Origin of the sequence: Bradyrhizobium shewense (genome assembly GCF_900094605.1) — a bacterium.
In the GTDB taxonomy this organism is placed as follows: domain Bacteria; phylum Pseudomonadota; class Alphaproteobacteria; order Rhizobiales; family Xanthobacteraceae; genus Bradyrhizobium; species Bradyrhizobium shewense.
This window is the reverse complement of record NZ_FMAI01000004.1, coordinates 243,230-270,001: the sequence shown is the minus strand read 5'-3', so window position 1 is coordinate 270,001 and position 26,772 is coordinate 243,230. Positions and strand designations below refer to the sequence as shown.

Below are 26,772 nucleotides of genomic sequence, written 5' to 3'. Positions count from 1 at the left end.
CTCTATCGTGATCCGGATTGGCTGACGCTCTGCGACAGCCCCAGTCCCACGATCACTGCAAGGCACAGGATTGCTGCGGGCCGCAGCAGCCCGGGACCGGCCAAGCTCTGAACCAGCGCAAACAAAACACAGGCCGCGGCGGCGGCAGGGAAGAACGAGTCGCGTCCGCGCTGCAAGGCGCCGAAGAACAGGCGCAGCAGCGCGATCAGGCTCACCGCCAGCGCGGCCGCCAGGCCAATCCATCCCATGCCAGCAAAGACCGCCGTGGCTGTCGAGGGCGCCGTCAAAGCGGCTCCGACGTCGCTTTGATAGATCCGGCCCACCGCAGCAAAGGTCCCGGCGCCCGCGCCGAACCAGCGCGTGTCGGTCAACATCCGCTCCAATGCCGCCCGCGTTTCAGCTCCCACATCCGGGATGAGCCGCAACAGGACCGGTCCGGAGCCTTTTTCGAACAGGAATGACAGGACGATCGCCGCCCCGATCAAGGCGGCGGCCGACAAGGCGCCCGCGGCCAATGGCGATAGATCGAGCCTGCGAATGACGAGGATCAGCAGGATCAGCACAATGCCGAAGGCCGCGGCGATCGCGCTGTTCGTGCCCGACAGGCCGAACACCGCAAGCGCGCTTGCCAGCGCGCCCATAAGCCCGCAAAGGCCGATCGCCACCGAGCGAAGGACCGAGTGATGCGTCTCGGCCCGTTCCGCAGCGAGCTGCATCACCGCCAGATTGAGCATGAGACCGAGGCCGGCCATGGTTGCCGTGAGATCAGCAGGAACGGTCGCCGCAAGCGCCGGCGACAGCCGATGCAGGTCCAACATCAAGGCGGAGACCCCAGTTACGCCGCTCAGCACAAAGAGAACCAGCTCGGCTCGGCTGCGGTTGCGGACCACCAGGATGGTGACACCGAGCAACGAGATCGCCGCAAGCGCCAGCAGCAGCGCGCTGACGGTCAGGCCGATATCGGCCGTGATCGGTCCGAACGGCAGGCCACCTATGGCATCGCGGGTGCTGGCCCAGATCGGATGGGCAAAGCTCAGCGGAAGCGGGACGAGCTGAGCCGCGATACACAGCGGAATGGCGATTGGGATCCAGCGGCCCCACGAGGTCGCGCGGACATAATGGTCGTAGTCGGCTTTTCGCGCGCTCGCGGTGGCCGCCAGCAGGCTCAGCGCGGCGGCCATCGTCCCGAACTGCGCACCGAACTGGGCGCCGGCGATTTCGAGAGTGGAAGCGGAGACGATGGAAACGATGAGGGCAAAATAAGCGAGGGACAAACGGCGCGCTCGAAGGGAATCCTGAAACGGTCAGGTCACCATACAAGCGAGCGGGTAGTTTTCAAACAGAGGCCTGCCTCGGTCCAACGCTCAAACCTTGGGCCGTTTGCGCGCGGGCTCGTCGGTGGCAGCGTTGATCGGCCGATCAGCGGGTGGCCTTGATCGGACGGCCGAAGACGCGGGCGGCACGTGTGGCGGCAAGGCCAAAGCGCGCGGCCGAGCCGAAGAGATAGCCGCCCTGGAGGGCGATGGCTGCGAGTGCCACGCCTTTCAGGCTCTCGAGCAAGGTGAGGTCGAGCATCAAGCCGACCGGGATGGCGGCGAGCACCATGACGAAGGTCAACGGCAGCAGCACCAGGACGCGAAAGCGTTGGCCCAGCACGGCACCTACGAGAAAGCTGAAAATCAAAAGCGCGGTCATCCGAAACACTCTCCGTGCTTCGGACCCTAGGTTCCCCACCCTAAAAAGACCCTTAAGCTGTATGGCTAAATTTGGCCTATTGGCTGCAATTTGCCAGCAGCGAATGATAGGCCTCACGCAAGCCGTTCAGGGCCACCACGCCCTTGATCTCGCTGTCGCTTTCCCTGACCACCACCGACAGCGAGGCCGTTGACTGCCACTTGCCGGCGGCAAAGGCCGCGACCTCGTCGGGCAGCAGCACCGCGGCGCCTGCGGCCGCCATGCTGGCGTCAAAGGTCAGGGTACCGCCGCCGCTCGCGGCGATGGTGACCTTGGGGTGGCTCCGCGGCGGAAAGGGCCGGATCAGAGCCACCAGCACGTCGATCTTGCCCTTTGGCGCACAGCGCACGATGAGGCCGGCAAAGTCCGGGTCGGATTGGGTGGTATCCGCGGTCTTCGTGATGGCGGCGAAGCTTTCGCCGTCCTTAGCCCCTTGCGTGCGGCTGAACTTCCAGACGGAGGAGGGGGCGGCCACCTCAACGACGGGGGCGCCCTGGCACGAGGACCGCGCGCTGCCAGCGCAGGAGGTAGCAGAGCCCCATGGGCGATCGGCGGCGCCAAGGAGGTAGCCTGCCAACAGCGGGACAAGAAGGAGGCCAGACAATGGGAGTTCCTATCCTTAACGGCCCAGACTTAGCAGGGCGGAGAGAGGTCAAGAAGCCTCGCGCTCGACACACGGAGCCCTTGAGTTGGGCGGTTTGCTCGCCGACCGGGCACACGAAATACAACAAATGGTCACAAAGGGTTAAACCAAGCCCCAAAGAGTGGCCCGCACGCAACAGTAGCCGACCGATCGCTCCATTAACCACCGGGAACCCTTGTCGCACCACCCCCTAGGCCGTACCAATCAGGACTAATTGGGGTCTCTTGGGGCGCGCGATTCATGCATTCCTTTGCCAAGTCATATCTTTTCAAGCCAGCATTTCTGGCCGCCGCTTTGGCGCTCGGAGCGTGCTCGACCAATCCCGGCTCGGGTCCGCTGACGGACGACGTCAACAACAAGATTCAGACTGAAAACGCTCCGGCCTACGAGCTGGTGCCGCTCAATCCGGCGACGGTGAAGATCCTGCACACCCATGAGCCCAAGGGGCTCGCTGGGGCGTTCACGGACAAGCGGCCGCCGGCCAGCATCGTGTTCGGCATCGGCGACGTCGTCAGCGTCACCATCTTTGAAGCCGCGGCAGGCGGTCTGTTCATTCCGGCGGAAGCCGGCGTCCGCCCGGGCAACTATGTGACGATCCCGGATCAGTCGGTCGACAATGACGGCTTCATCACGGTGCCCTATGCCGGCCAGATCAAGGCCGCGGGGCTTACGGCGGTGCAAATCCAGCGCGCGATCATCGACAAGATCGGCAACCGCGCCATCGAGCCGCAGGCGGTCGTCGCGATGTCCTCGCAGCGCACCCAGCTCATCAGCGTGCTCGGCGAAGTCAATTCGCCGGCGCGTTATCCCGCGAGCGCGGCGGGCGCAAAGGACAAGGTGCTCGATGCGATCACCCGCGCCGGCGGCATCAAGGGCCAGGGCTTCGAGACCTGGGTCATGCTGGAGCGTGGCGGACGGCGGGCCACCGTACCGTTCGAAAATCTCGTGATGGCGCCCGAGAACAACGTCTATGTTCGCCCCGACGACAGCATCTACGTCTATCGCGAGCAGCAGAAGTTCCTGGCGTTCGGCGCCAGCGGCCAGAGTGGCGAGTTCAACTTCGATGCCTGGCGCATCAACCTCGGCGAAGCCATGGGCAAGGCCGGCGGTCTTCTCGATGGCCAAGCCGATCCGGCCGCCGTGTACATGTATCGCCGCGAGCCGCGCGAGGTTGCGGCCCAGCTCGGTATCGACGTGAGCAAGTACACTTCCGAGACCGTTCCGGTCATCTTCAACGTGAACCTCCGCGATCCCGGCGGCTTCTTCCTTACCACCAAGGTCATGATGAAGAACGGCGACGTGATCTACGTCTCGAACTCCCGCAACGTCGAAGTTACGAAATTCCTGCAGTTCCTGCGCGTGATCATGGCCACCGGCTCGGATGCGGTGAATCTCTCCAACGACGCCCTGATCTTCCGCAACAACGTCAAGCTGGCGCCGTAAGACGCCAACTTGATCCAGCGAAACCGATGGCACCGGGGCTTTGTCCCGGTGCCATTTTCGTTTAGATCGAAGCCGTTCTGCTGCGGCTACGAGTTCGGGAAAGATCAAGGCGCCACTGGGCAGGGCGCCGGTCATCGGGCACCCCGCACTGTTGCAAGGGGCTTCATGCGCTTTCGGACACTTTGCCGTCTTTTGGCTCTCGTCCCCGTCGGCTTCGGGCTTGCACCGCTCGGGCAGGCTCTCGGCGCTGCTGCAGAGCTAGGCGTCCGCCACCGCATCGACGTGATGGTCTCCGCGGAGCCTGACGCTCCTGTCTTGTCGCGCCTCAAGGGAGCCAAGGGCGAGCTGTCGTTCACAGTCCGGCTGTCGGCGAACTCCAAGGAGAGCAAGTTCTTCGGAATGCTGCGCCCGTCCTTCCCGGATATCGTTGTCCCCGATGGTGCGGGAAAGCCGCTGGTCCAGCAGACCAAGCTATGGGAGGAGGAGGTTTGTCATCAGCGCCGCGGCCTGCCTAAAGTCACGGTGACGCAGCTCGGCGGGCATTTTGGCGAGGGGGAGGGGCGGATCGAGATTTCGGCCATCAACCGGCACATCGGCGTCCTGGTCCCGCCCGACGAATTAACCCCTGGAATAAAACTCGATCCGGGCAGTGATAGCTTTGGAGTATTCTTGGCATTCCGGGCGCAGACCCGGAACAGCCGCCTCAACGTCGATCTGAAGATCTATCCGATCGATTGCTTCCTCTAAGCTCAAGCAGAGCTCGCCTTAAGAAAGCACGATGCGCCTTTGGCCTCCCAATATGATCTGGTTCAGGATTCGTTGGTCATGGAGCTTGCCCGCGACCTTCGTCCTATTCTTTGTGGTGGCTGGCGCGCCGTTCCCGTTCGGCTCGACCAATGATCTGTCGATCGCGTTCTGGTGCCTGTGTCTCGGGATCGCGGTGATCTTCGCGCCGACGCGCGATCTGCGCCGGCCGCATCTGTGGCTGCTCGCGGGGATCGGCGTGATCGTCGTTGCTTACGCCTTCGTGCTGCATGAGCAGCTCTCCGACCATCCCTGGGTCGCGCCGTTCCAGCCGATCTGGAAGCAGGCCTCGGATCTGCTGGGCGTACCGATCGCTCCCTCTGCTTCCATCGTGAAGAACGAGGCGTTCTTCGCGCTCGGCGCGCCGCTCGCCAACATCCTCGCTATCGTTCTCGGTATTACCGTCGGAGCGAACCGCGACCGCGCCCGCCGCATGCTGTGGGTGATCGCGATCTCGGGTGCGGCATACGCCCTTTACGGCGTGCTCTCGTTCCTGATCGAGCCCACTATGATCCTGTGGCGGGACAAGACGGCCTATCTCGGCAGCGTCACCGGCACCTTCATCAACCGCAACACGGCGGCGGCCTATTTCGGCTCCTGCGCGGTGATCTGGATGCTGCTGATCCTGGAGGATGTCCGCCGCCGGCTCCCTGAGCGGCACATCGAATGGAAACGCCTGTCGCTCGATGTGCGCACGATCCCGCCAAAAGAGATCCTGCCGCAGCTTGGCTGCCTGCTGATCTGCCTGATGGCGATGTTCATGACGACCTCGCGCGCCGGCGTCGGCCTGTCGCTGCTCGCGATGATCGTCGCGTTCACGCTCTTTCTCAGGAAGGATCTGCCGCCGCGCACCGGCGTCTGGATCTCGCTCGGCTCGGGCCTTGCTGTCGCGCTCGGCCTCTTGCAGTTGCTCGGCGGCCGCGTCTCCAGCCGCTTCGACAGCCAGGGCCTGGTCGACGAAGGCCGCATCGAGGCCTGGAAATCGACACTGCGGATCATCGGTGACAATCCCTGGTTCGGCACCGGCATGGGCACCTTCCAATGGGCCTTCCCGCCGTACCGCAGCCCCAACATCTCGATTCGCGGAATCTGGGATGCCGCGCATTCGACGCCGCTGGAGCTTGCCTCCGAGGTGGGCATTCCGATGGCGCTGCTGGTGGCGCTCGCCTGGGCCATCATGCTGCTCGTCTTGGCCAGGGGCGTGTTCGGGCGCCGGCGCGATGCCATCATCCCGCTGGCGGCGGTGGCGACCGCGACGCTGTCGCTGCTGCATTCGTGCCTCGACTTCACGCTGCAGGTGCCCGGTTACAGCATTCCATTCTTTGCGCTTTTCGGCGCCGGCCTGGCGCAGTCCTTCCGCAGCAAGGAGGGCCGGGCGATGGCGGAGGCGGGCGCTACCAGCCGGCGAGGCGAGGGCCATCCGACAACCGCGGACGCCGCCCCGAGCCGGGTGCCTCAGTTTCACAAAAGTGTCTAGATTTGAAGCAGTTGCGTCGTTTACGAAGTCTTTAGAATAAGTGGACAGCTCTTTTCTCTTCGGTTAGGTTCCGCACTGCACAGCCATTTGCCCGGGCCGAGGAAGCACATCGGGGCAGCTGATTTTTTGGAGGTTGATTTATGAGCGTTATCAAGATTGCGCTTCGCATGGCTGCCGCCGCGGCCCTCGCCGCGACGATTACCTCGGCCGCCAGCGCTGCCGTTTACCCGCCGCAGCGCCAGCTGCCGGCCACCGTCATTTCCGACTTCAAGGCTTCCCCCAACAGCCTGTTGCAGCAATATCCGACCGGCGGCCCGCAGCTGATCTCGCGCGTGCGCGATCTCGGCGCCTCCGATCCGACCACGCTTCCCGGCCTGATCGCGCTCCTGAAGGATCCCGCGACCACCAAGGACCAGATGCGCGCGATCGTCGGCGGCCTCGCCCAGGTCGCCCGCATGGCCGCGTCGAGCGACCAGGCCTTCGCCAATGAGATCCAGGCCGCGATCGCCAACACCGGCAACGCCGACGTCATCGCCGCCTACCAGGCCGCGACCGGCGACGTCGCGATCGCCGCGACTGGCGGTGGTGGCGGCGGTGGTAGCTCCGGCGCGGGCGGCCCGACGGGCAATCCCGGCAACACCGGTGGTGCTAACAATGGCGCGCCGGGCTTCGGCGGCCTGCACTATGCGACGACGGTCAGCCCGAACGCGAACGCCGGCGTGACCGGCACGACCAACGCCGCGAATCGGATCAGCACGCGCTGACCCGTATTTGTCCGGAGACGAAAAGCCTCCGCGCTGCCTCCTTCACGACCTAACCAAAGCGGCGCCATCGGGCGCCGCTTTCACGTTTGGGCCGTTAAGCTTCATCCAAAATGTCGTGCAAGCGGAGCTGTGCGCTGCATCATGCGCGTTCAATTGCGGATAGGATTGTGCTAGTGTTTCGCGCAGCGCGGGCTTTGGCATCAGGTTTGCTCCGGACACATCCGGGCTTTCGGCGAACATTAATCCCAATAAGACACATCGATCCATTTTCAGGAATTGCTAGATGTTGCAGGTGAACAAGCCGACCTCGGAGATCAACCGTGATTTCGCCGAGGCCGACGGCTCGGCGTCGCAGACGCTGACCTCCTATCTCGACATTATCAGCCGCCAGTTCCCGACCATGGTCGCGATCGTCTCGGCCTGCGTGATCCTGGCGCTGCTCTATCTCTTCACCGCCGCGCCGCAGTTCACCTCCACTGCCTCGATGGTGATCGACACCCGCAAGGTGCAGCTGTTCCAGCAGCAATCGGTGCTCGGCGATATCGCGGTCGATTCCGCGACGGTCGAGACTCAGGTCGAGATCCTGAAATCCGAGAACATCAGCCTCGCGGTGATCCGCGACCTGCACCTGATCGATGATCCTGAATTCACTGGCAGCGGCGGTGGACTGCTGGGGACGGTGATCAGCGCTGTCTCCGGCCTGTTTGCCGAAGGACGTGCTTCCTCCGAATTCGAGCAGACACGCAAGGCGCTGGATCGTTTCGAGAAAGCCCGCACCATCAAGCGTCTCGGCCTCACTTATGTGATGGAAATCGGGTTCACCTCGCGCGATCCGCAGAAGGCTGCAAAGATCGCCAACGCCATTGCCGACGCCTATATCGTCGACCAGCTCGAGGCGAAGTACCAGGCGACGCGCCGCGCCAGCGTCTGGCTCCAGGACCGGATTAAGGAGCTTCGCACGCAGGCTTCCGCCGCGCAGAAGGCGGTCGTCGATTTCAAGACCGCGAACAACATCGTCGACACCGGCGGCCGGCTGATGAACGAGCAGCAGCTTGCGGAGGTGAACAGCCAGCTCATCATGGCGCATGCGGCCACCGCCGAGGCGAAGGCGCGGATGGACCGCATCAACGATATTCTCAAGCAGGAGATCCCCGACGCCAGCGTCGCCGACGCGCTGAAGAACGACACCATCGTCAAGCTGCGCGGCCAATATGTCGACATGGCCTCGAAGGAATCGATCTGGGCGATGAAATACGGCTCGGATCACCTCGCGGCGGTCAACCTTCGCCGCCAGATGGCCGAGATCAAGAAGAACATCATCGACGAGCTGAAGCGCATCCAGGAATCCTACAAGAGCGACTACGATATCGCAATGACGCGCGAGGAGGCCATCAAGTCGAGCCTCAACAACGTCGTCTCGGAATCGCAGCTCACCAACCAGGCCCAGGTGCAGCTTCGCGAGCTCGAGAGCAACGCGCAGTCCTACCAGGCGATGTACGACAATTTCCTTCAACGTTACATGGAGAGCGTGCAGCAACAGTCGTTCCCGATTACTGAGGCGCGGGTGATCAGCGCCGCAACAACGCCGCTGAAGAAGAGCTATCCGAAGACGCTGGTCATTCTGGCTGGCGCGTTGTTCGGCGGTTTTCTGCTGAGCTTTGGCGCGGCGATGGCGCGCGAGTTCACTGACAAGGTCTTCAGGACCACCGGGCAAGTCGAGCAGGAACTCGGCGCGAATTGCATCTCGATCCTGCCGGCGCTCGGCAACACGGCCTCCGCGAGGGGGATTGGCGGAAGGGTGCTGGGCGGCAAGCGCGCCGGGAAGAACAACCCCGAGCCCGATCTCTTGCGCTATGTCGTCGAGAATCCGCTATCGCGCTTCGCTGAGGCGGTGCGTTCGCTGAAGGTGGCTGTGGACCTCAACTCCATCGTACGCGAGAACCGAGTACTCGCGGTCACGTCGACCCTCCCGAACGAAGGCAAGAGCACGCTTTCAACCAACCTCGCGCAGCTCATCGCACATTCCGGTGCGCGTGTTATTCTGGTCGATTCCGACCTGCGAAACCCCTCTCTATCGCGCGCCTTGGTGCCGAATGCGCAGGTTGGTCTCGTTGACGTAGTCGCTCAGAAGGCGCAGCTCGAAGATGCGCTCATTGTTGATGCGGAGACTAAGCTGTCCATTCTGCCAGCGGGCACCACCTCCAAGCTGCTGCACACCAACGAGGTCCTTGCCTCCAAGGCGATGCATGCCCTCATCGCGCTGCTACGATCGAAATACGATTATGTGGTGCTCGATATGCCGCCGATGGCGCCGGTGGTTGACGTGCGCGTCACCTCGGCGTTCGTTGATTCCTACATCTTCGTTGTTGAGTGGGGTAAGACCAAGATCGATGTGGTCAGGCACAATCTGCGTGGTTCGCCCGAGATCCAAGACAAGCTGTTGGGTGTGGTCCTGAATAAGGCCGATACCAAGGCGCTAGCTCGGTACGAGTCCTATCACGGCCGCTATTACTACCAGAAGTACTATGCCCGCTACGGGTATGTGGAATAGCGCCGGCCTACCATGGGACCCAGTGCTGCGCGGGCTATTGCTGCCGCTCGGCCTTCTTGGTGTGTTCTGGTCGCTGACTGCTCTGCCCTCATTCTGGCGAAGCACGCCAGCTCGCGATATCACGGCACGGATTATTGCCGATGAACGCTTCAAGCCTGGCGCTCTCAATCAGATGCTAGCGCGCATTGAAGCCGATCCGGCGCCCCCAATTCAGCAATCGCAACTCTCGTTGGCTGATGTCCTCGTCAGGCTACGCACGGCTGAGGAAGCAATGCAGCGAAAGACTTCAGAGGAAGCAGATCGCGAGGTCGAAGCGGCCGAACGCAAACTCATTGCCGCGCTGCATGTGAGTCCAACCGAGTCCCTTCTCTGGCTGATGCTTTATTCAGTTGAGACGACTCGCAATGGCTTCGATCCTAAGACTGTGAGTTATCTAGATCGCTCCTATTTGGCTGGACCACATGAGGGATGGATCGCCCTCCGACGCAATCGGCTTTCGCTTGCCATTTTTCCGGTGCTCGGAGATTGGACACGACAGGCTGCTGTGTCTGAATTCTCAGAGATGGTTGATGCGGACTTTGTCGAAGAAGCGGCGTCGAACTTGATGGGAGTAGGATGGACTCAGAGGGAGAGCCTTTTGGCCGCGCTGCGCGACGTCGACGTGTCCTCGAAGACCAGCCTCTTGAAGCGGCTTCAAGCAGATGGGATCAATGTCAATATCCCTGGAATTGAACGTAATGAAAGGCCCTGGCGCTGATGCAAATTCGCTTGCTTCCGATGCTGATTGCCTCTGTCCTGTTGGGCGGAGCGAATGGGACTTTCGGTCAGTCAGGTCCGTCAATGTCGAGATTAACCCTTCAGGGGCCAGCCGAACAAGCCGGCAAGGTAGTCAAAGATGCTCTTGGACGTCCCTGCCTCGATATCGAAGCCGCTGCGGTCCCTCACGCAGTAGATCCGAAGATTCTAGATCACGTGGTGAGCTTAAAGAACAATTGCCCACGTTTGATCAAGACCAAGGTTTGCTATTTTGGCTCACAGACGTGCAACGAGGTGGCGCTGCAGGGGTATAAAAGGGTAGATACGATACTCGGATCCATGCGCGGGATTACGGCTTTTCGCTACTCAATCGAGCAGAAGTAAACAGAGATGCTTCATAACGAAATTGAGCCAGGTCTAGCGTGCTCCTAGATCAGCGAAAGTTGGCCGGTGCAGCGACGTATGCCTACGCTAATAGGTTCGCGTCATTTGCAATATCATTCGGTTCGCTTGCCATATTGGCGCGGTTGCTAACACCGCACGAGTTTGGCCTGGTCGCCATGGTGGCGACCTTCACTGGGCTACTCACGTCGCTCCGCGACTTCGGTCTTTCCTCGGCGGCTATACAATCAGCTGACTTCTCATCTGATGATCGAAACGCTCTCTTCTGGTACAATGCTCTTCTTTCCGTAGTGACGTCGGTCGCTATCCTCCTCGCTGCGCCGGTCGTCAGCGACTTTTACCATGAGGAAGATATTAGGGTTCTTCTCTATGTGTCTTCCGCAAGCCTGCTGGCGAGCGGGCTCAGCTCGGTTCACGGTGCGCTTCTCCGACGCGATTTTAATCTAAGAGGTATTTTCTTTGCTGAGATTGGCGGGCTTGCGGTCGGGGCACTAGTGTCTACATCGCTAGCTTATGTAACCAGGAGCGCTGTCTCTGTGGTTCTTGGTACACTTGCGCAAGCTGTTTCGACTTCTGTGATAGTCCTCTTATTTGGAAGTTGGATACCGAAGATAGATGGAGCAATTAGATCAGGACTTCATCACTTGGCATTTGGTGTGCGAGTTAGTAGCTTCACCGTCCTCAATTACATAACAAATAACATTGGATCTGTTGCGGTCGGGTTTCAGTCAGGGTCCTCGGCTATGGGCTTTTTTAATAGAGCGCAGAGCCTGTATGCTTTACCGGTATCGTTTATATTGGCTCCCTATCTCCAAGTGCAGTTTCCGCTGCTCTGTCGCGTTCAAGGGGACATCAACCGTACTCGCGAGGTTTATGGTCGCCTTCTCACGCTCACCAGCATAATCTTTGTTCCGCTCGCCATGGTGTTGCCGTTCATTGCGGTGCCGGGCACAATTTTGGTGTTAGGACCCCAGTGGGGAGAAGCAGGTGAGATCCTCGCATGGCTTTCTCCGTCACTGGCTGCACTTGGATTGGTGGGGCCGTTCGCTCAGTTTATGACTAGTCAAGGGCGCGTCATGGAGCTGCAGTGGTGGGGAATTGCTGACGTTGGTCTCCGAGGAGGAAGCGCGTTGGTGGGCTCTTACTTTGGTCCAACATATGCTGCTGCGGCCTTTTCTTTCGCGACGTTGGTGTTGGCTGTTCCGATCATAATCTGGATCACCCAGCGTAATGGGACTTTCTCCCTTTTAGACTACGCGAAGGCTTGCGTGCCGGGTGTTTTGATCGCGACGGTTGTGGGGGGGGCGGCTTTGGGCGCAAGTCGACTGGCAGTCGGCCATTCGTTGGGTCCCCTCGTCGAGACCGGCATCATTCTCATCGCAGCTGCGTTGCCTTGGTCAATGCTTGTCGCTGCTGTTCGTCTTTCACCCATCCAAGTTCGGACCCATTTCAGTAGTCGAGAGCGCTAGATGTCTTACTCGTTACTAACCTTTTCCGCGCGGAAGCAGCTAAGTCGTCTAGGCACCGCCTTGCGAGGCGGTGTTCGACCGGAGTTTGAGGCCGTTTATCAGCGGATTTTCGATCGCGATATTGAACGTCTTGGCATCGTGAACGATTTTTATCCTGTAAGTTCTGCGGCGAACTACAGTCTTATGTACCTGATTAGCCGTCTAGTTCAGAGCTTCCAATTCCAGCAGATCGTCGAACTGGGCGCTGGCCAAACAACTCTTCTCATCGATGCTTTCAAGAAGCGGGGTATTTTCGACGGCTCGGCTATTACGGTTGAGCATGATAATTTTTGGAGGAACTTTATCCAAGAGAAAGTCGGGCACGAACTCAAGCTAGTTCCGTTGTCGGGCAGCGCGTACGCTGGCGGGTATGATTTCGCAAAGGTCGAGATCCCCTCCAAAATTGAGCTCTTGCTGATTGACGGTCCTCCGGCTTTTGGCTCGAGATATCTCTCGCGGCATTCGGCGCTCCCGCTGGTGGAGTTGCTAAATCATAATGGGTTTGTAATCGTGATTGATGATGCGGAGCGACGCGGCGAGTCGGAACTCGCTAAGCGAATTGCCGACGTGCTGAGCAAGAAGCACCTCAACTACCGTATTGGTGACGTGCTAGCTGCAAAGCGTCAGACAGTGATTGCTTCCGGGAAGTTCGAATCGGCAGCGTTCTTCTAAAGCGATTTGGTGAATCTGCCGCAGCTAGGCTGTCAAGTAGCTTAGCCACTGTTCGCGTTGAAACCTAGATGCATCGACCATCAGAACGGCTGATTGGCGCGTGGTCAGCCGAAGATCGTCCATCTTGGATGGAGCCGTTGCTAGCTCGAAAAGCCACTTATGAATTCCAAGCCAAGCGTCTTCTGAAACAACTCGCCCCGCTCCGTTGGGCAGCATTTCAGAGATGCAGCCGCGCGCGCTTGCAACTACCGGAACTCCTTGGGTTACTGACTCAAGGATAACAATTGGCTCTGCTTCATTGACGTAACGAGTCGGGAACAGCAGAATATCAATCGCCGAAAAGAACTCCTCTTTAGCCTCACCATAAACAGGCCCTCGGTATTCTAGCGGAACGCCCCGGTTTAGGGCCAATTCGAAGGCCTCGCGGCTCTCGTTATCCGAGAAAGGACCAGCGATGATGGCGCGAATGTTCGGACATGACTTATGAAGCTTCTCGACTACTTCGATAAAGGTCAGAAAGCCTTTTTCCACGGTGATGTTGCTCAGGTAGCCGACACTGCGCAGCAGCCCGGTTCGTTCGAGACCTCGCGCGTGCAGATTAACACTCCCGGTTGCTTCCATTAATGCAAGGTTAGAAAGGCAAATCACTTGCCGCGCATCTGAGTATAAGGTCCGCAGCTTCTGGGCCATGCAGGAGCAAAGCACGACGTGAATTGCTGCCTGGCCTGCAATCTTGGTTATGATGGCTGTAAGGACCTTCCGCTCATTGATGTATGCAAAACTATGGTGATGTATCATAATTTGGCGATTTCTGACGCGCGCTATGAAAATAGCGAGTAGGTCAACTAGCTGCCGCGAGCCGCCCGAAAATCCGATGTACGTGAGGCGAACATCGGTTGATATCAAGCATAGTAGCATCCTAAAGAGCCGACATACGAAGTCGAAGGAGCGCTCCCACGAGTAATCTCCTCGCCCGGGCGACAGATCGCACCGTGTCGTTTCAAGCGAGTTGATCTCTAGAACTCGTCCCACTGATGCATTTGCAATGGAGAATCCATGTACCGGCGGCGGAAATGCACCAACGAGTACGATTTTTCCGCTCGGAGCCATCAATCGTTGGTCCGTTTGCTAAGCAGGCGATGTGACGCAACCTTGCGAGCTGCCCGCAGCGTTCCCAATCGACGAACTACACGAGTCCGATAGGTTCGATAATCCGGAGCTCCGACAATCGAAATAAGCATCAGTCCTGCGATCACTGCGTTAGACGGTTTTGACTTCATGGAATACATGCACAACCTGCGAAACGACCTTCGCTTGTTTAGGTTGGCCGCTATATCAGCAAAGGTAAGAGCGAGGGTTGAGCGAGTCTTAGTATCTCTCTTGCATGGTCGAATTGCCGTCTTCCACATAAAGACGTGGCCGGCGCGGCGCTTCTTTCCGTCAAGGGAGATATTAGCATTGCTGGTAACCCGGTAGAATACCGATCCAGGTCTCGCTATCGCAATCGTCCCCCTTCGCGCGATCCTTATCCAAAGATCCCAATCTTGGCAGGATTTTAGAAAGGGAGTGAAGCCGCCAATGCTGGCCAGCGCTTCTCGTCGCACAGTCATTGTCGAGCACGTGCCGAGATAGTTCTCCACCTTTAACAGGGCCAACGGTTCCGCGATTCTTTCCTTCCGCGTGGCCGGCTGTAAATTACCGCCATCAGTCTCGGCCACGTGGTTCGACGCAATTGCTATTGCATCTGGGTTTCGCTCTAGCGCGCGGAGATCCTGCTCCAGCTTGTCTGGAGTCCAAACGTCATCGCTGTCCAAAAAAGCGATCCACGAATTCTTCGTTGCAAAGGCGCCACGGTTCCTGGATTCCGCGGCGCCCACGTTGGTCTGATTTCGCATTACCCTTACAATCGAACTGCGAACGCTCTCAACAAGGCAGACCGTTTCGTCGCTGGAGCAGTCGTCAACTATTATAATTTCGTTCACCGGAAGCGTTTGCTTTAGAACACTTTTCAATGTCTCAAGGATGGTTGTGGCGCGATTGAAAGTGGGGATGACTACCGCAACGTCAAATGTCGCGTGCGCTGCCCGGTCGATGATTGCTTCGGCTTCGTTCGACATCTATTGATACACCCCGCGAAGCCGCGTTAGCCGGCGCTTCTTTTTTAGCTGGCTCCGAGCAAAGCTCCACAACAGTACTGGCAAGCTATTCCACATCACGAACTTGGTGATCTGAACGACGCCACCATCTCTCAGCCACTGTATTGTAAGTGGAAGAATGACTATTCCAAGCACCACGCCAGGCTTGCCCATGCCTCCCGACATCAGTTTGCGAGCTGTCGCAGATATAAGTCGGCCAAATACTCCGGCTACGATCACTACGCCCGGGATACCCAAGCTCATGTAAGCGTCACCAATCATGCCTCGGGAGTAGAAAAAGAAATTCCCGTAGTGATTCAGACTAAATAGCGAAATGGGAGCTCCGACCGGCTTGTCGGCCCAGAGGATGCGAGGAATCGGTTCGGTAAAAAGCTGGAGCCATTGAGCGAAATAGCTGTATGTTCCAGTCCGATCCGGGACGGTATTGACGATGAAGGCCAGAAACTCGAAGTTTGCTATGTCAGGTCCGTTCAAGCGATCGATAATGGTCTTCACTTCAGCAGGTTGTCCGGACGAAAGCGCGGTCCCAAAAAACAAATCTCTTATGAAATATCTCGCCTCACCCAATAGCGTGAAGATCGCAAACGCAGGAACCGCTGCAAGATACACCCAAAGTGGAATTCTGTAATTCCCTCGTCTGGCCGAGGTTAGGATGCCCAGGCTGCAGAGCAAGAAGACAACGGTCCAGCGATCGTTTCCGATCGAGAGGCGGACGATAAGGAAAGCGGCGAGAATCGCCAGACGAACAAACAAGCCTTTCAGACACACCATTGAGAGCAGAACCAGGCTCCCTAGCATGTACTGCGCGTCATTTAGGTAGCCGGTTGAGGTCGAGTTGATCGTGACGCCCGTAGCCTGATCCAAAACGAGCCCCGCCTCGCCCGAACCATTGAGCACGCGCGCCTCGATTCCGATATAAGCAGAATAAAGGGCGATAGGCCCTAAAATTGCAATCGCCACAAAGAGCGCGGTTTGCTCTTCATGTGGCGTTCGACTCAATAGCGCGCTGACTTCACGAAGTTGGTTTTTGCCGATGCCCCTTACGGTTGCGCCAACGGCCAGCCATGCAATGAGGCCAACGTCAGAACAAAGGAGAGTCCAAACGAAGAGTTCATCGCTGAGTTCGAAGCCGATTCGATTTACGACGAAGCGGAGGTCGAACAGGTGAACAGCAATGGGCCGAAGTACAAAAAAGATTCCATGGAACACCAGATAATAGAACAGTGGGTCGCCAAGATGGAAGCGGCGAGAACTGATAGCGAAGTGCATTGCCAATGCAAAGATCGCCACTTGGAATACGAGGGCGAGCTCTATCATTGAAGATAATACCTTCTTACTCGCTCTCTATATGCGACGGCACTATGAGCGCTAGCCAGTGCACCGGATCTGTGGGACCATTCCTCGATCAAGCTGGGCTGATCGACAACTTTGGTGACCGCTTCCAGAACGCATTCTGTAGACACCCGGTCAAGAATCAGCCCGTTCCCGTCGACAATTCCATCGCCAGCAGATGTGCTGTGAATGATTGGCAGGCCCGAAGCCACCCCTTCGTGCAAGGATAGGCTGCAGCCCTCAAATAGACTCGGCAGGATAAGACAATCGGCGCTTTTCATGACACGAGGGATGTCCTTGCGCGCGACAGAAGGATGTATGTGCACGTGAGGTAGATCACTAGGAATCAAATCAGGGCTAATCTCCATCGGGCCGACAATGTGGATCTCGGCAGCCGTCGGACTAATGTGGCGAAAGGCTTCAAACAAATACTGCGCGCCTTTTCGGGGATTAATCGACCCCACCATCAGGAACTTGATAGGCCGATCTTGCGGCGTTCGCCTGAGAGTCGGCTCATCGAATAACATTTCATCGAAGCCATATCGAAGAACTGTTATCTTATCCTTTGAGATGCCGTTCTGCACCAGAGTGTCTGCGGCAAAATTCGAACCCACGACAACCGCATCAGCAATCATAAGCTCTTCGGCTTGTCGGTCGATGGCCCTGGTCGGAATCTGGAAAGTGCCGCCGCGAAAGTATTTCGGATTCTTTCTAGCTTCCTCGCGCAGAGCTCGATCTAGAGACGCCATATGGCCGATCGTTTGATCTAGGACGGATCTGACTCCAGCTTCCTTCGCTACCTTCAATGCTTCAAGACCGACAGTATCAAATGTCCAAAGACTCTCGATGTTTGTCCCTTTTATTAAGCTGTTGACCTTTTTGGCGCCAGATCGAGCGCTGGCCTCCGAAATCGCACGCGCGGCATTCGTCATCCGGGCTCGGCGGAATGGTACTGCGGCCCACTCTAGCCAGCCGAACTGCTGTACAAAACGGTTGTCCAACCTCGGGAATTCGCGACGAGAAATTTCCCGTTGCGCCCGCTCTCGAAGGCCGCGCGGCAGAAGTTTTATTGCAGAGTACGGAAACCGCGTAGGATCGTATAGAATTGAGGTTGTGAACCAGGACAGCATCTGGCCTTCTTGGAAGGCCAACGCCGTCTGCCAAGAGTGTTGAGTGCCCGGGTGATATACCCCGACTTGTCCCCGATTGGTGTTTGTAGCAATCATTTCTCTGAGTCTTTCGGCCGCGAGGAGTCTGCGATCAGTGGCGTAACATTTCCGCTGAAGTAATTAAAATTGCCAGTGATCGCGAGGCTGCTTATCTCGAACTCAAGTAACTTCGTCGCAACGACTCTCTCGTTTTGGATCATTTGAACCTGGATCGATCCCAAGTTCATGGGTACGGAGAAGTCGGAAACGCCAGCTTGCATCTCGAAGGCTTCTTCGCGATCTTTGGTCGAAACCAAAATCTGCGTCGGCCTCGTCAGGAACGCCGTAAAGAAAATCCGATCATTCAGCGCTTGCCAGCCATATGGTTTGCCCAACGAGCCGGTCCGAAGGTTAATCAGGCCATCCGAGTCCCTTGGATGGAGTCTGTAAAAATAAAACAGCTGATCCCGAACTATGATCGGCTCGATGCCCGATTTAAACCACTCAATAAAATGTCGGCTCGCATCAAGAAAGCCGGAATGTGAAAGAAGAGGGCCCCAATGATAGTTGAGCACATTCTGATCGGATGCGCTTCCGAATGGTGCGAGGTAGGTGGCCTCAGCCCAATCATTCCAAGTTACGAGTTCTACAGCTTCAGGCGCGGCTCTTATAGCCGAGATCCATTGCTCCTTCATGCCTTGAAAGCCGTTACTTTCGAAGACGCGTGAATTGCGAGGCCCAAAACCTTTATAATACGGACTAATACCCAGCATTGTGAACTTTTGAGCCCCCTTGACTGTCCGTGTGATAGTCAAGAACGCCTTGGCTAAATCATCCGGTGATCTGGCCGCGCCAAAGTAAAAGTATCCATCCAAACTGGGCATGTCATTCAGCACTTTTGAAGCGACGTATGTGTCTCGGCTGGGTTGTCCAAGTAATGCAGAACGATCAGCTAAGGGATAAAAAAGGTAAGGTACGAAAAAGATATCGATCCCCTGAGCTCTGGCACCCTCCTTTACGCTTACAGCCCATTGTGCGCTTCCACCAAAAGAAGACACAAAAATCCGGTCGTCGGTTAGCAGCTGGCTCCTATGTACTGTAGCGAGCCTAATGGCATCGATCGAATCCTCCAGTGGAAGTCCATCGAGTGACAGCGCGAGCTTGAATTGGCGCCGAGTTTGATCCGCCGCTTGATACATCCGTTCAGTGATTTTCTTGTAGTATGGTTCGGCAGACCAAGCTCCAATGTTGAGAACAAAGCCATCGATCCCTCGATCTTGAGCCTCGTCCATCTCATTTTTCAGTTGCTCGATCGTTGCGTCGTGACCTAAGTGACTGCAGCAGACCATGTAGTGCGCCAGAACGAGCGGCTTACGCGATCCCGTTTGATGTTGACCCGCAGCACCCCAGTTTAGCGAGAGCAAGACAACTACGACTGTCCAAAGGCTTAGGATTGAGTGTCTATAAGGCGCAGGCGAGAAGCTGATTCTATTTTTCATTTAACTTTATCGACAAGACGTTAGAGGGAGCGCCGAGAACTACTACTCCTCCGCGCACGGCCGAAATCCTTTTTGGGCGGCGGGATGCCCCGCTACTATCGCGCGTGCCTCCACGTCACGAAGAACCGTAGTTCGCGCACCAACGATCGCTCCTATGCCGATTGTTACTCCTGGAGCGATAAAGCAGTCAGCAGCAATCCAAGCTTCCCGCTCAACCACAACTGGTACCGCAACGAGCGGAAACTTTATGTCCTTGTAGTCGTGGGTGGCTGCGCAAATATAAGAGCGCTGTGAGACCACCGCGTTGTCGCCGATGGTGATTGGCCCGAGGCTGTAGAGTTCGGCATTGTCGCCAATCCAACAGTAATTGCCCAGCTTCACCTTCCACGGATAGGTCACTCGCGCCGTAGGTCTCACGAGGACGCCTTTACCCACCTCAGCTCCAAACAGTCGCAGCAGCCATCGTCGCCAGCCATAGGCTGGCTGAGGAGACCAGGCAAACAATGTCTGTTGGACCGTCTGCCACAGCAGCACAGTCAAGCCCGAACGCCCTCTGAAACCAGGCGGCGCTTTGGAGCGCGAGAGGTCCTGAAACCTCGGTCGCTCATCGACGTTCATGAGTATCTCGTTAGATTAATAAGCAGTCGGGCGGGCGAAAGTGACCAGCGCCGTTCCGAGCAAGATCCTTATGTCCAACGCCAAGCTCCAATTATTGATGTACCACAGGTCATACTCCACGCGCTTCTGCATCAGGTCGAGCGTGTGGGTTTCTCCCCGGTAACCATTAACCTGGGCCCAGCCGGTGATGCCGGGCTTGACGTGGTGGCGGAAGGCGTAGTTGCCGATGATCTGCTCATATTCGGTGTTGTGGGCGGCCGCGTGCGGGCGGGGGCCGACCAGCGACATGTCGCCCTTGAGCACGTTGAGAAGCTGCGGCAGCTCGTCGATCGAGGTCTTGCGCAGCCATTTGCCGATTCTCGTGACGCGCGGGTCGTTCTTCTGCGCCTGGACGATGGTCGGGCCGTCCTCCAGCACGCGCATGGTGCGGAATTTGAAGATCTTGAAGGCGCGCCCGCCAAAGCCGTGGCGGGTCTGGCGGAAGAATACCGGACCCTTCGAGGTCAGCTTGATCAGGATCGCGGTCACCAGCATCACGGGCGCGAACACCAGGAGTGCAAAGCTCGCGCCGACGAGATCCAGCGCCCGCTTGAGCGCACGTTCGCGAAAGGTGAGCGGCGCGCGGCGCAGCTCGGCGGTGAAGGTGTTGCCTGTGCCGACCAGCGGATAGCGCAGGAAGCGCGCCGTGTTGGCGTCCGGCACCAGATGCACCGGGACGGGGAGGATCTTCAGCGCATCCAGAATGCTGTCGATCGCGTGCTGCCGGCTCCAGTTCATCAAGAGGAAGACGTGCTCGATCCGGTTCTCGCGCGCATAAGTGATCAGCTCCTCGAAGCGCGGCGCCTGCGAGGAGAGCAGCAGCGGCGAGGCGAGCTCCGTGGCCGGAATTTCCATGACCCGCATCAGGCGGTAGCCGTGCTGGCCGAGGTCATCGACCGCGTTGGACGAGGTGGCAAGGCCGAACTCGGCGATCATGATCGCGCGGCCGTTGGCGAAGGCGCCGGTGCGCAAGCCATGCGCGGTCCAGCGCGCGGCCGCGATTTTCCAGGCGAGCAGAACGGCGAGGCCGACCAGATAAAACGAGATGGTGGTGCCGCGGGAGAACTCGTCGCTGACCTTCATCGTGAAGGCGATCGCCAGCAGCGCGCCGAACAGGCCGGTCCACGTCGTCAGCGTCATCCGGAACGTGCGGGCTAAGTCGGTGACGGTTTTCAGGCGGTAGCCGTGCTGCACGATGGTCAGAAGGATGAAATTGATTGCAACCAGGACGCTGGCCGCCGCATAGACGTCCGCCTTGCCGAGCGTGCCCGCGGTCGCGATGTGATAGCCGACCGCGCAGCCGATCCCGCTGAACACGATCAGCGCCGCATCGACCACAGCCATCAGCCGCTCGACAACCACAGGACGCAGCCAGCTCGGCGCATAGCCTGTTGCCGGGGATTGCTCGACCGTACCAATTTCCGTCGCAGAATCAGGGACGGGCACCGGTCGAGTGGAAAGAATCGTCATCTTGCCAAGCCCATTGACGCAAAATTCATTATCCGAACGCGCTGTGCTATCGGTCAAAATCGCTTTTAAAACAAGGCGAAGGGAAAATTAACCTTACCCCAGAAGCTTCATTGTAGCCCATCTCGCCTCGACTGATATGTTAAATTTCACAACCCGTTAGGAAGTTCTCGTTGCCCCGAACCCAGTCCCGGCGGCGGACCCGGCCGAGAGGAAGGCGTTACCTCGCCATTGGCCTCGCTGCGGCGGCATTGGTGGGGACCGCGCTTCTGCTTCTTCGCCCCGATGTGGCCCCCGTACGAGCTCCGACGGCCTCCGCGGCCGTCGTGGTCGAGCTCCTCCTCGACGGCCAGTATGGCGCGCGATTCGCCGGCGAGCTCTCGGCGTCGAGGCAAGGATATTTCTCCTCCCGCATAGAGGTGGCGGCCCAGCCCGAAGACCCCGAGTTCGTCCAGACCGTTGCACGCCAACATGCCATCGGCGTGACGACCGGCCAGAAGTTCCTGCTGGCGAGCTGGCGCGGCGTACCCGTGACCGCCTTCGCCGCGAGCTTCCTCGATACCTCCGTCGCGATCTTCACCCTTGAAGCCTCGGGTTTGCGGCGTCCGGCCGACCTGGTCGGAAAGCGGATTGGGTACCGCAGGGCGAGTGAGGGCGACGTCGTTTTCGACGCCATGATGGCGCAGCTCGGCCTTCCCCGAAGTCAGATCACCAAGGTGCCAGACCGCGACAGCTTCGAAGCCCTGCGGGGCGGGCAGGTGGATGCCATCATCGCCGCAATCGACGAGCAACCGGATCCCTCCAGTTCGAAGTTCACGAAGCTGAATGTCATCAAACCGCAAGACTACGGCATCCATGTTCCTGGCTTGGTCTACTTCGCGAGTAACGCTCTCGTCCATGAACAGCCATCCATGATTGCCGATGTCCTTCAGGGCCTCATCCGAGGATGGCAATTTACCTACGCCGACAATGCACGGAGCGTGCCCGTTCTGGCTGGCGCCGGGCCGGCCAGGCTGAATTCAGAGCGGCTGAAATTCGAACTGCAGCAGCTGCGTCCGCTCGTGTTGCCGACAGGGGGGCGCATCGGCGATTACGACGAAAGCCGTTGGCGGACGCTTCGGGACATTCTCCTCTTCGCCAAACTTGGCGAAGAGGACGTGCCGCTGGCCCAGACCGTCAACTATCAGTTCCTTCGAGATGTGTACCGACGTTCACCGGACCTTGCTGCCCCGGGCGCCTGGAGCGAGGAAAAATAGGACCAAGAAGCCACAGTTGCGCGCCATATCGCTACAAAGGGCCTCCCCAAGCTGCAGCGTCGGTTGCCTTTTTGGTCCTAGCCTTGGTAATCTAGGCTTTACTATTCAGGCTGGTTCGCGGTGGTTCTCGGGTTGCGGCCTGGTGGGGCGCGGGGAATGGACCAAATCCGCAGGGGCAAGGAGCTTTTTGGGATGTTTAAGACCTTGATGCGAGCAGGCCTTTTGGCCGCCACCGTTTCCTTCTGTGCCGCGAGCGGAGCAAGCGCGGCGATGCAAATGCCGGCGCCGGCGGCCCTGTTCACGGGTGCAAGCCAGGCGACCCCTGTCACGTTCTGGGCGCAGCCCTACCCATATAGGTATGTGCCGTCGCGCCACTGCCCCTTGGTGCGGGTCGAGACGCCCTATGGCTGGTATATGGACCGTGTCTGCGCGCCCGTCGGTCCTGTCCTGCGTCGGGCATACTGAGCTTCGGCTGACCTGAGCGGCGAGCGCCGCTTTTTAGAAGATTTACAAGGCAGCCGCACAGCTCATGCGGCTGCCTTGCTCATTTTTGTTTCGCCGTGTGCTGCTCTTTTGTGCGCGCAGCACGGGTTCACCATGAATATCTTTGTCGGGCCGGGACAGGCTGGTGCATGGTGAAGATTGTGTTACCAGTTTGGCGGGGCTGCATCGGCAGCGTGATTGCGTCATGCGGCGGTAGCCGGATCTCACGGGAGTGACGATCCGGCCAATCGATCGCCGGTAGAGGATACGATGACAGGGGCTTCAACCTACGATCTCACGGGCAAACGTGTCTTTGTCGCGGGTCACCGCGGCATGGTCGGATCGGCTGTCGTCCGAAGGCTTGCGTCAGAGAATTGCACCGTGCTGACGGCTGATCGGCGTGAGCTGGATCTGACAAAGGAAGAACCCACGCTCAGATGGCTCGCAGCCAATCGCCCGGACGTCGTGATTCATGCCGCTGCAAAGGTTGGCGGTATCGCGGCCAACAACAATTTTCCGGTCGACTTTCTCTGCGACAACCTTGCGCTGGAATTGAGCGTGATCCGTGCAAGTCACGCGGTTGGTGTGCGGCGCCTGCTGTTCCTCGGCTCGTCGTGCATCTATCCAAAGCACGCCAAGCAGCCGATCGCCGAAAGCGAATTGTTGACCGGTCCGCTCGAGCCGACCAACGAATGGTATGCGATCGCCAAGATCGCCGGCCTCAAGATGTGCCAGGCCTTTCGTCGGCAATATGGCGATGATTTCATCTCGGTCATGCCGACCAATCTCTACGGCCGCGGCGACAATTATCATCCCGATCATAGCCACGTTCCGGCCGCGCTGATCCGGCGCTTCCACGAAGCCAAGCTTGCCAAGGCTCCGACAGTCACTGTGTGGGGCACCGGCACGCCGCTCCGCGAATTTCTCAACGTCGAGGATTTTGCAGATGCCTGCGTTTTCCTTCTGAAGAACTATTCGAGTGACCTGCCCATCAATGTTGGCAGTGGCGACGAATTGTCGATTGCCGATTTTGCGAGGACAGTCGCGGAGGTCGTGGGCTATCAGGGCGAGCTCGCGTTCGATACGTCAAAGCCTGACGGCACGCCACGCAAGCTGCTCGATAGCTCGAGAATTCGAGGGCTTGGCTGGCGACCGAACGTCGCTCTGCGGGCCGGTCTCGCGGCCGCCTACGCAGACTTTTTAAAGGGCTCTGGACGTCATCTGGAAGTCAGCGCGACGCGCTGAGAAAAACTACGTAAGACTACAAGAAACTTTTTTATTCTGAACTTTTGATTTGGGCGGGGCTTTATGCGTGTTCTCTTGGTCGGCATCAACTATGCCCCCGATCTGATCGGTGTGGCAAAATACAACGCTGAGCTCTGCGAAAGTTTGGCCGCCGAAGGTCATGAAGTCAGGGTCATTACGGCACCTCCGTATTATCCAGCCTGGAAGATTCCCCCGGCGTTCAAGTCGTCGTACTTCAGGTCGAGAGACATTCACGGCGTTCGCGTGACCCGTACGCCGATTTATGTGCCCGAACATCCCTCGGGCGCCAAGCGGTTGGTTCATCACGCTTCATTCGCGCTTACGAGCGGGGCGCCGGTCCTCGTTGAGGCGCTATCCTGGCGCCCCGACGTTATGATCGCCGTCGCACCATCATTAATGTCGGCTGCCTTCGTCTCATTCGTCGCTCGTTGCGTCGGTGCCAAATCATGGCTTCATGTGCAGGACTTCGAGGTGGACGCTGCATTTGATCTTGGTCTGCTACGCAATCCTAACTTGCGAAAATGGATGCTTCGAGCCGAAGCCGCGATCCTCAAATCGTTCGACCATGTTTCCACCATCTCTCAAGCGATGGTGGACCGGTTGAGAATCAAGGGGTTGAGTCCTGACAAGACAGCCGAGGTGAGAAACTGGATTGACACCAACGCGATCTGCCCGGGTTCGCGAATGACCAAATACCGTCAGCAGCTAAAGCTGGGCGCGGCCGATATCGTTGCGCTCTACTCCGGAACAATGTCGAACAAGCAAGGCCTTGAACTCGTGATCGAGGCTGCGATCGGTTTGGAGGAGAGCCATCCTCATATCCACTTCATCCTTGCAGGCGAGGGGCCACATAAAATGAGGCTGGAGCAGCTCGCTGCCGGACGTCGCAATGTCCATTTTCTCGGGCTTCAGCCCAACGAAAGTTTCAATCAATTGATGGCCACGGCCGATTTTCATCTGATCCCGCAGAAAGCCGAGGCCGCCGATCTGGTGTTGCCCTCCAAGCTTGGCGCGATCTTCGCGTCAGCTCGGCCGGTCATTGCGATGGCTGAAGAAGGCACGGGCCTTGCGGCGGAAGTCACGGATGCAGGCCTGGTGATTCCACCCGGAGATTCGTCCGCGCTTGAGCTTGCAATTTGCCAGCTCAGCGAGGCGCCGGCTCTCCGTGAGCATTACGGCGAAGAAGGAAGAAGGCGCGCGCTTGATCGTTGGGATCGACGCGCAATTGTGCACCGGTGGTCGGAGGCCATGGCAGGGCAGGGCAGTGCGACAGCGCAGAAGAATGTCGACTCGAAAAACGCTGCTGGCGACATTGGGCTTCCCGTGGAGGATGCCGTTCGGTCACCTTAAAGCATCTGATCTCAATTCGTTGTCGTCCAAAAAAATGAGCGCCGCGATGGGCGCTCATTTGGCTTTTGCCTTGCTGGCCGATCTGCCAGGACTACTCGTGGCGCGGGAAATACCTAAAGCCGTGCTGCTTAATCAGCTCATCGCGTTTTGCGGATTCGAGATCTTCCTTCATCATCTCGCGAACGAGGCTCTCGAATGAGGTCTGGGGCTGCCAGCCGAGTCTTTCTTTCGCCTTGGACGGATCGCCAAGCAAAGTGGCGACCTCTGTTGGGCGGAAATAGCGCGGGTCGACCGACACCACGCATTTTCCGTTTGCAACATTGTAACCCTTCTCGTCGACGCCGGCCCCCTCCCATCGGATCTGCATGCCGACTTCGCTCGCCGCCACGTTAACGAAATCTCGAACCGAATGTTGAACACCGGTCGCGATGACGAAATCTTCCGGCTTTTCTTGTTGCAGCATAAGCCACTGCATCTCGACATAGTCGCGCGCGTGTCCCCAATCGCGCAATGCATCGAGATTGCCGAGATACAACCGCTGCTGCAGGCCCAGATGGATCCGGGCCAATGCCCGCGTGATTTTTCGGGTGACGAAAGTCTCACCCCGGACGGGAGATTCGTGATTGAAGAGAATGCCGTTGCAGGCATACATCCCGTAAGCTTCACGGTAATTGACCGTGATCCAGTAAGCATAGAGCTTGGCGACGGCGTACGGCGAACGCGGGTAGAAAGGAGTGGTCTCCTTTTGCGGGATTTCCTGGACCAGACCGTACAGTTCCGATGTCGATGCCTGGTAAAATCGGGTCGTCTTTTCCAGCCCAACGATCCGCATGGCCTCGAGAATTCGAAGTGTGCCCAGGCCGTCGGAGTTCGCTGTATACTCCGGCTCCTCGAATGAAACGGCCACGTGACTTTGCGCAGCGAGATTGTAGATCTCGTCGGGCTGCACCTGGCCGACGATCCGGATCAGGCTCGAGGAGTCCGTCAGATCGCCATAGTGAAGCCGGAAGGGCGGATCGGGCTCGTGCGGATCGAGATACAGATGATCGATGCGATCAGTGTTGAACAGCGAGGTCCGGCGCTTGATGCCGTGGACCTCGTATCCCTTCTGCAAAAGAAGTTCGGCCAAATAGGCGCCGTCCTGGCCAGTGACGCCGGTAATAAGTGCTCGTTTCTTTGTCATATCAGTCCCAAAAATGGAAATTGGTGCTTACACGAAATTGACCTGGTTAGGGAGGGCGAAATAGAGCGAAAATCAAGCTTAGATTAACAGCGTCTGGCTCCAGCCGGCGCGCCAAAGATTTCCTCCGAGTACGTGCGAGGCGCAGTGCCCCTCAGGGTGTCCGTCCCTCGTTTAACCGTAGCCCGGCGAGGAGCCTTCAAATCGCGGAAAAAACTAGATCG

General features: G+C 58.3%; 22 protein-coding genes. 11 read left to right on the top strand and 11 right to left on the bottom strand.

Annotated elements, in window-relative coordinates; translation table 11 throughout:
• Positions 1 to 2: 2 nt before the first annotated feature.
• The 3 genes from GA0061098_RS10265 to GA0061098_RS10255 all read right to left on the bottom strand — a co-directional run bounded on the left by GA0061098_RS10265 (position 3) and on the right by GA0061098_RS10255 (position 2,209).
• Positions 3 to 1,274, bottom strand: a complete 1,272-nt coding sequence (locus GA0061098_RS10265; protein WP_091956214.1) for a hypothetical protein — start codon at positions 1,272 to 1,274, stop codon at positions 3 to 5.
• Between the two features lie 145 nt (positions 1,275 to 1,419).
• The gene (locus GA0061098_RS10260) at positions 1,420 to 1,695 is read right to left on the bottom strand and encodes a hypothetical protein (RefSeq protein WP_091956213.1); all 276 of its coding nucleotides are present in this window, start codon (positions 1,693 to 1,695) and stop codon (positions 1,420 to 1,422) included.
• 76 nt (positions 1,696 to 1,771) lie between these two features.
• Entirely contained in the window at positions 1,772 to 2,209 is a 438-nt protein-coding gene (locus GA0061098_RS10255) for a hypothetical protein (RefSeq protein ID WP_245323210.1), read from the bottom strand.
• Between the two features lie 408 nt (positions 2,210 to 2,617).
• Between GA0061098_RS10255 and GA0061098_RS10250 the strand changes: the two genes are divergently transcribed.
• From GA0061098_RS10250 to GA0061098_RS10210, 8 genes are all read left to right on the top strand, one after another.
• Positions 2,618 to 3,820, top strand: coding sequence for a polysaccharide biosynthesis/export family protein (locus GA0061098_RS10250; protein ID WP_038973340.1), 1,203 nt, complete (start codon positions 2,618 to 2,620; stop codon positions 3,818 to 3,820).
• Positions 3,821 to 3,829: 9 nt separating this feature from the next.
• Positions 3,830 to 4,567: a hypothetical protein gene (locus tag GA0061098_RS10245; protein ID WP_245323209.1), complete on the top strand. Its 738-nt coding sequence runs from the start codon at positions 3,830 to 3,832 to the stop codon at positions 4,565 to 4,567.
• A gap of 31 nt (positions 4,568 to 4,598) precedes the next feature.
• Positions 4,599 to 6,101 carry an O-antigen ligase family protein gene (locus tag GA0061098_RS10240; protein WP_245323207.1) on the top strand — a complete coding sequence of 501 codons (1,503 nt, stop codon included), beginning with the start codon at positions 4,599 to 4,601 and terminating at the stop codon, positions 6,099 to 6,101.
• A gap of 140 nt (positions 6,102 to 6,241) precedes the next feature.
• The gene (locus GA0061098_RS10235; protein ID WP_091956210.1) at positions 6,242 to 6,865 is read left to right on the top strand and encodes a hypothetical protein; all 624 of its coding nucleotides are present in this window, start codon (positions 6,242 to 6,244) and stop codon (positions 6,863 to 6,865) included.
• Between the two features lie 283 nt (positions 6,866 to 7,148).
• The gene (locus tag GA0061098_RS10230; RefSeq protein ID WP_091956209.1) at positions 7,149 to 9,416 is read left to right on the top strand and encodes a polysaccharide biosynthesis tyrosine autokinase; all 2,268 of its coding nucleotides are present in this window, start codon (positions 7,149 to 7,151) and stop codon (positions 9,414 to 9,416) included.
• 22 nt (positions 9,417 to 9,438) lie between these two features.
• A complete protein-coding gene (locus tag GA0061098_RS10225; protein WP_129590829.1) occupies positions 9,439 to 10,173 on the top strand; it encodes a hypothetical protein in 735 nt (244 codons plus the stop codon).
• Between the two features lie 421 nt (positions 10,174 to 10,594).
• Positions 10,595 to 12,043, top strand: coding sequence for a lipopolysaccharide biosynthesis protein (locus GA0061098_RS10215; protein ID WP_091956206.1), 1,449 nt, complete (start codon positions 10,595 to 10,597; stop codon positions 12,041 to 12,043).
• Entirely contained in the window at positions 12,044 to 12,754 is a 711-nt protein-coding gene (locus GA0061098_RS10210) for a hypothetical protein (RefSeq protein WP_091956205.1), read from the top strand.
• A gap of 24 nt (positions 12,755 to 12,778) precedes the next feature.
• Here GA0061098_RS10210 and GA0061098_RS10205 read toward each other — a convergent pair whose 3' ends face one another.
• The 7 genes from GA0061098_RS10205 to GA0061098_RS10175 form a co-directional block, all read right to left on the bottom strand.
• Positions 12,779 to 13,660, bottom strand: a complete 882-nt coding sequence (locus GA0061098_RS10205) for a glycosyltransferase family 4 protein (protein WP_165637274.1) — start codon at positions 13,658 to 13,660, stop codon at positions 12,779 to 12,781.
• 203 nt (positions 13,661 to 13,863) lie between these two features.
• Positions 13,864 to 14,871, bottom strand: a complete 1,008-nt coding sequence (locus GA0061098_RS10200; RefSeq protein ID WP_091956203.1) for a glycosyltransferase family 2 protein — start codon at positions 14,869 to 14,871, stop codon at positions 13,864 to 13,866.
• Entirely contained in the window at positions 14,872 to 16,227 is a 1,356-nt protein-coding gene (locus GA0061098_RS10195) for a hypothetical protein (protein ID WP_091956202.1), read from the bottom strand.
• Complete coding sequence (locus tag GA0061098_RS10190) at positions 16,224 to 17,372, bottom strand: glycosyltransferase family 4 protein (protein ID WP_165637273.1); 1,149 nt, start codon at positions 17,370 to 17,372, stop codon at positions 16,224 to 16,226. The genes GA0061098_RS10195 and GA0061098_RS10190 overlap by 4 nt, the downstream gene beginning before the upstream one ends.
• A gap of 92 nt (positions 17,373 to 17,464) precedes the next feature.
• A complete protein-coding gene (locus GA0061098_RS10185) occupies positions 17,465 to 18,889 on the bottom strand; it encodes an endo-1,3-alpha-glucanase family glycosylhydrolase (RefSeq protein ID WP_091956200.1) in 1,425 nt (474 codons plus the stop codon).
• Positions 18,890 to 18,931: 42 nt separating this feature from the next.
• On the bottom strand, positions 18,932 to 19,507 hold the full coding sequence (locus GA0061098_RS10180; protein ID WP_091956199.1) for a WcaF family extracellular polysaccharide biosynthesis acetyltransferase: 576 nt from the start codon (positions 19,505 to 19,507) through the stop codon (positions 18,932 to 18,934).
• A 15-nt stretch (positions 19,508 to 19,522) separates the two neighbouring features.
• Complete coding sequence (locus tag GA0061098_RS10175) at positions 19,523 to 20,890, bottom strand: undecaprenyl-phosphate glucose phosphotransferase (RefSeq protein WP_091956359.1); 1,368 nt, start codon at positions 20,888 to 20,890, stop codon at positions 19,523 to 19,525.
• A 449-nt stretch (positions 20,891 to 21,339) separates the two neighbouring features.
• On the opposite strand from GA0061098_RS10175, the gene GA0061098_RS10170 reads away from it, so the two are divergent.
• The 3 genes from GA0061098_RS10170 (at position 21,340) to GA0061098_RS10155 (ending at position 25,368) form a co-directional block, all read left to right on the top strand.
• Entirely contained in the window at positions 21,340 to 22,269 is a 930-nt protein-coding gene (locus tag GA0061098_RS10170) for an ABC transporter substrate-binding protein (RefSeq protein ID WP_245323206.1), read from the top strand.
• A 753-nt stretch (positions 22,270 to 23,022) separates the two neighbouring features.
• Positions 23,023 to 23,997, top strand: a complete 975-nt coding sequence (locus tag GA0061098_RS10160; protein WP_091956197.1) for a GDP-L-fucose synthase family protein — start codon at positions 23,023 to 23,025, stop codon at positions 23,995 to 23,997.
• 63 nt (positions 23,998 to 24,060) lie between these two features.
• A complete protein-coding gene (locus GA0061098_RS10155; RefSeq protein ID WP_091956196.1) occupies positions 24,061 to 25,368 on the top strand; it encodes a WcaI family glycosyltransferase in 1,308 nt (435 codons plus the stop codon).
• Between the two features lie 91 nt (positions 25,369 to 25,459).
• Here GA0061098_RS10155 and gmd read toward each other — a convergent pair whose 3' ends face one another.
• The gene (gmd, locus tag GA0061098_RS10150) at positions 25,460 to 26,551 is read right to left on the bottom strand and encodes a GDP-mannose 4,6-dehydratase (RefSeq protein ID WP_091956195.1); all 1,092 of its coding nucleotides are present in this window, start codon (positions 26,549 to 26,551) and stop codon (positions 25,460 to 25,462) included.
• Positions 26,552 to 26,772 lie beyond the last annotated feature (221 nt).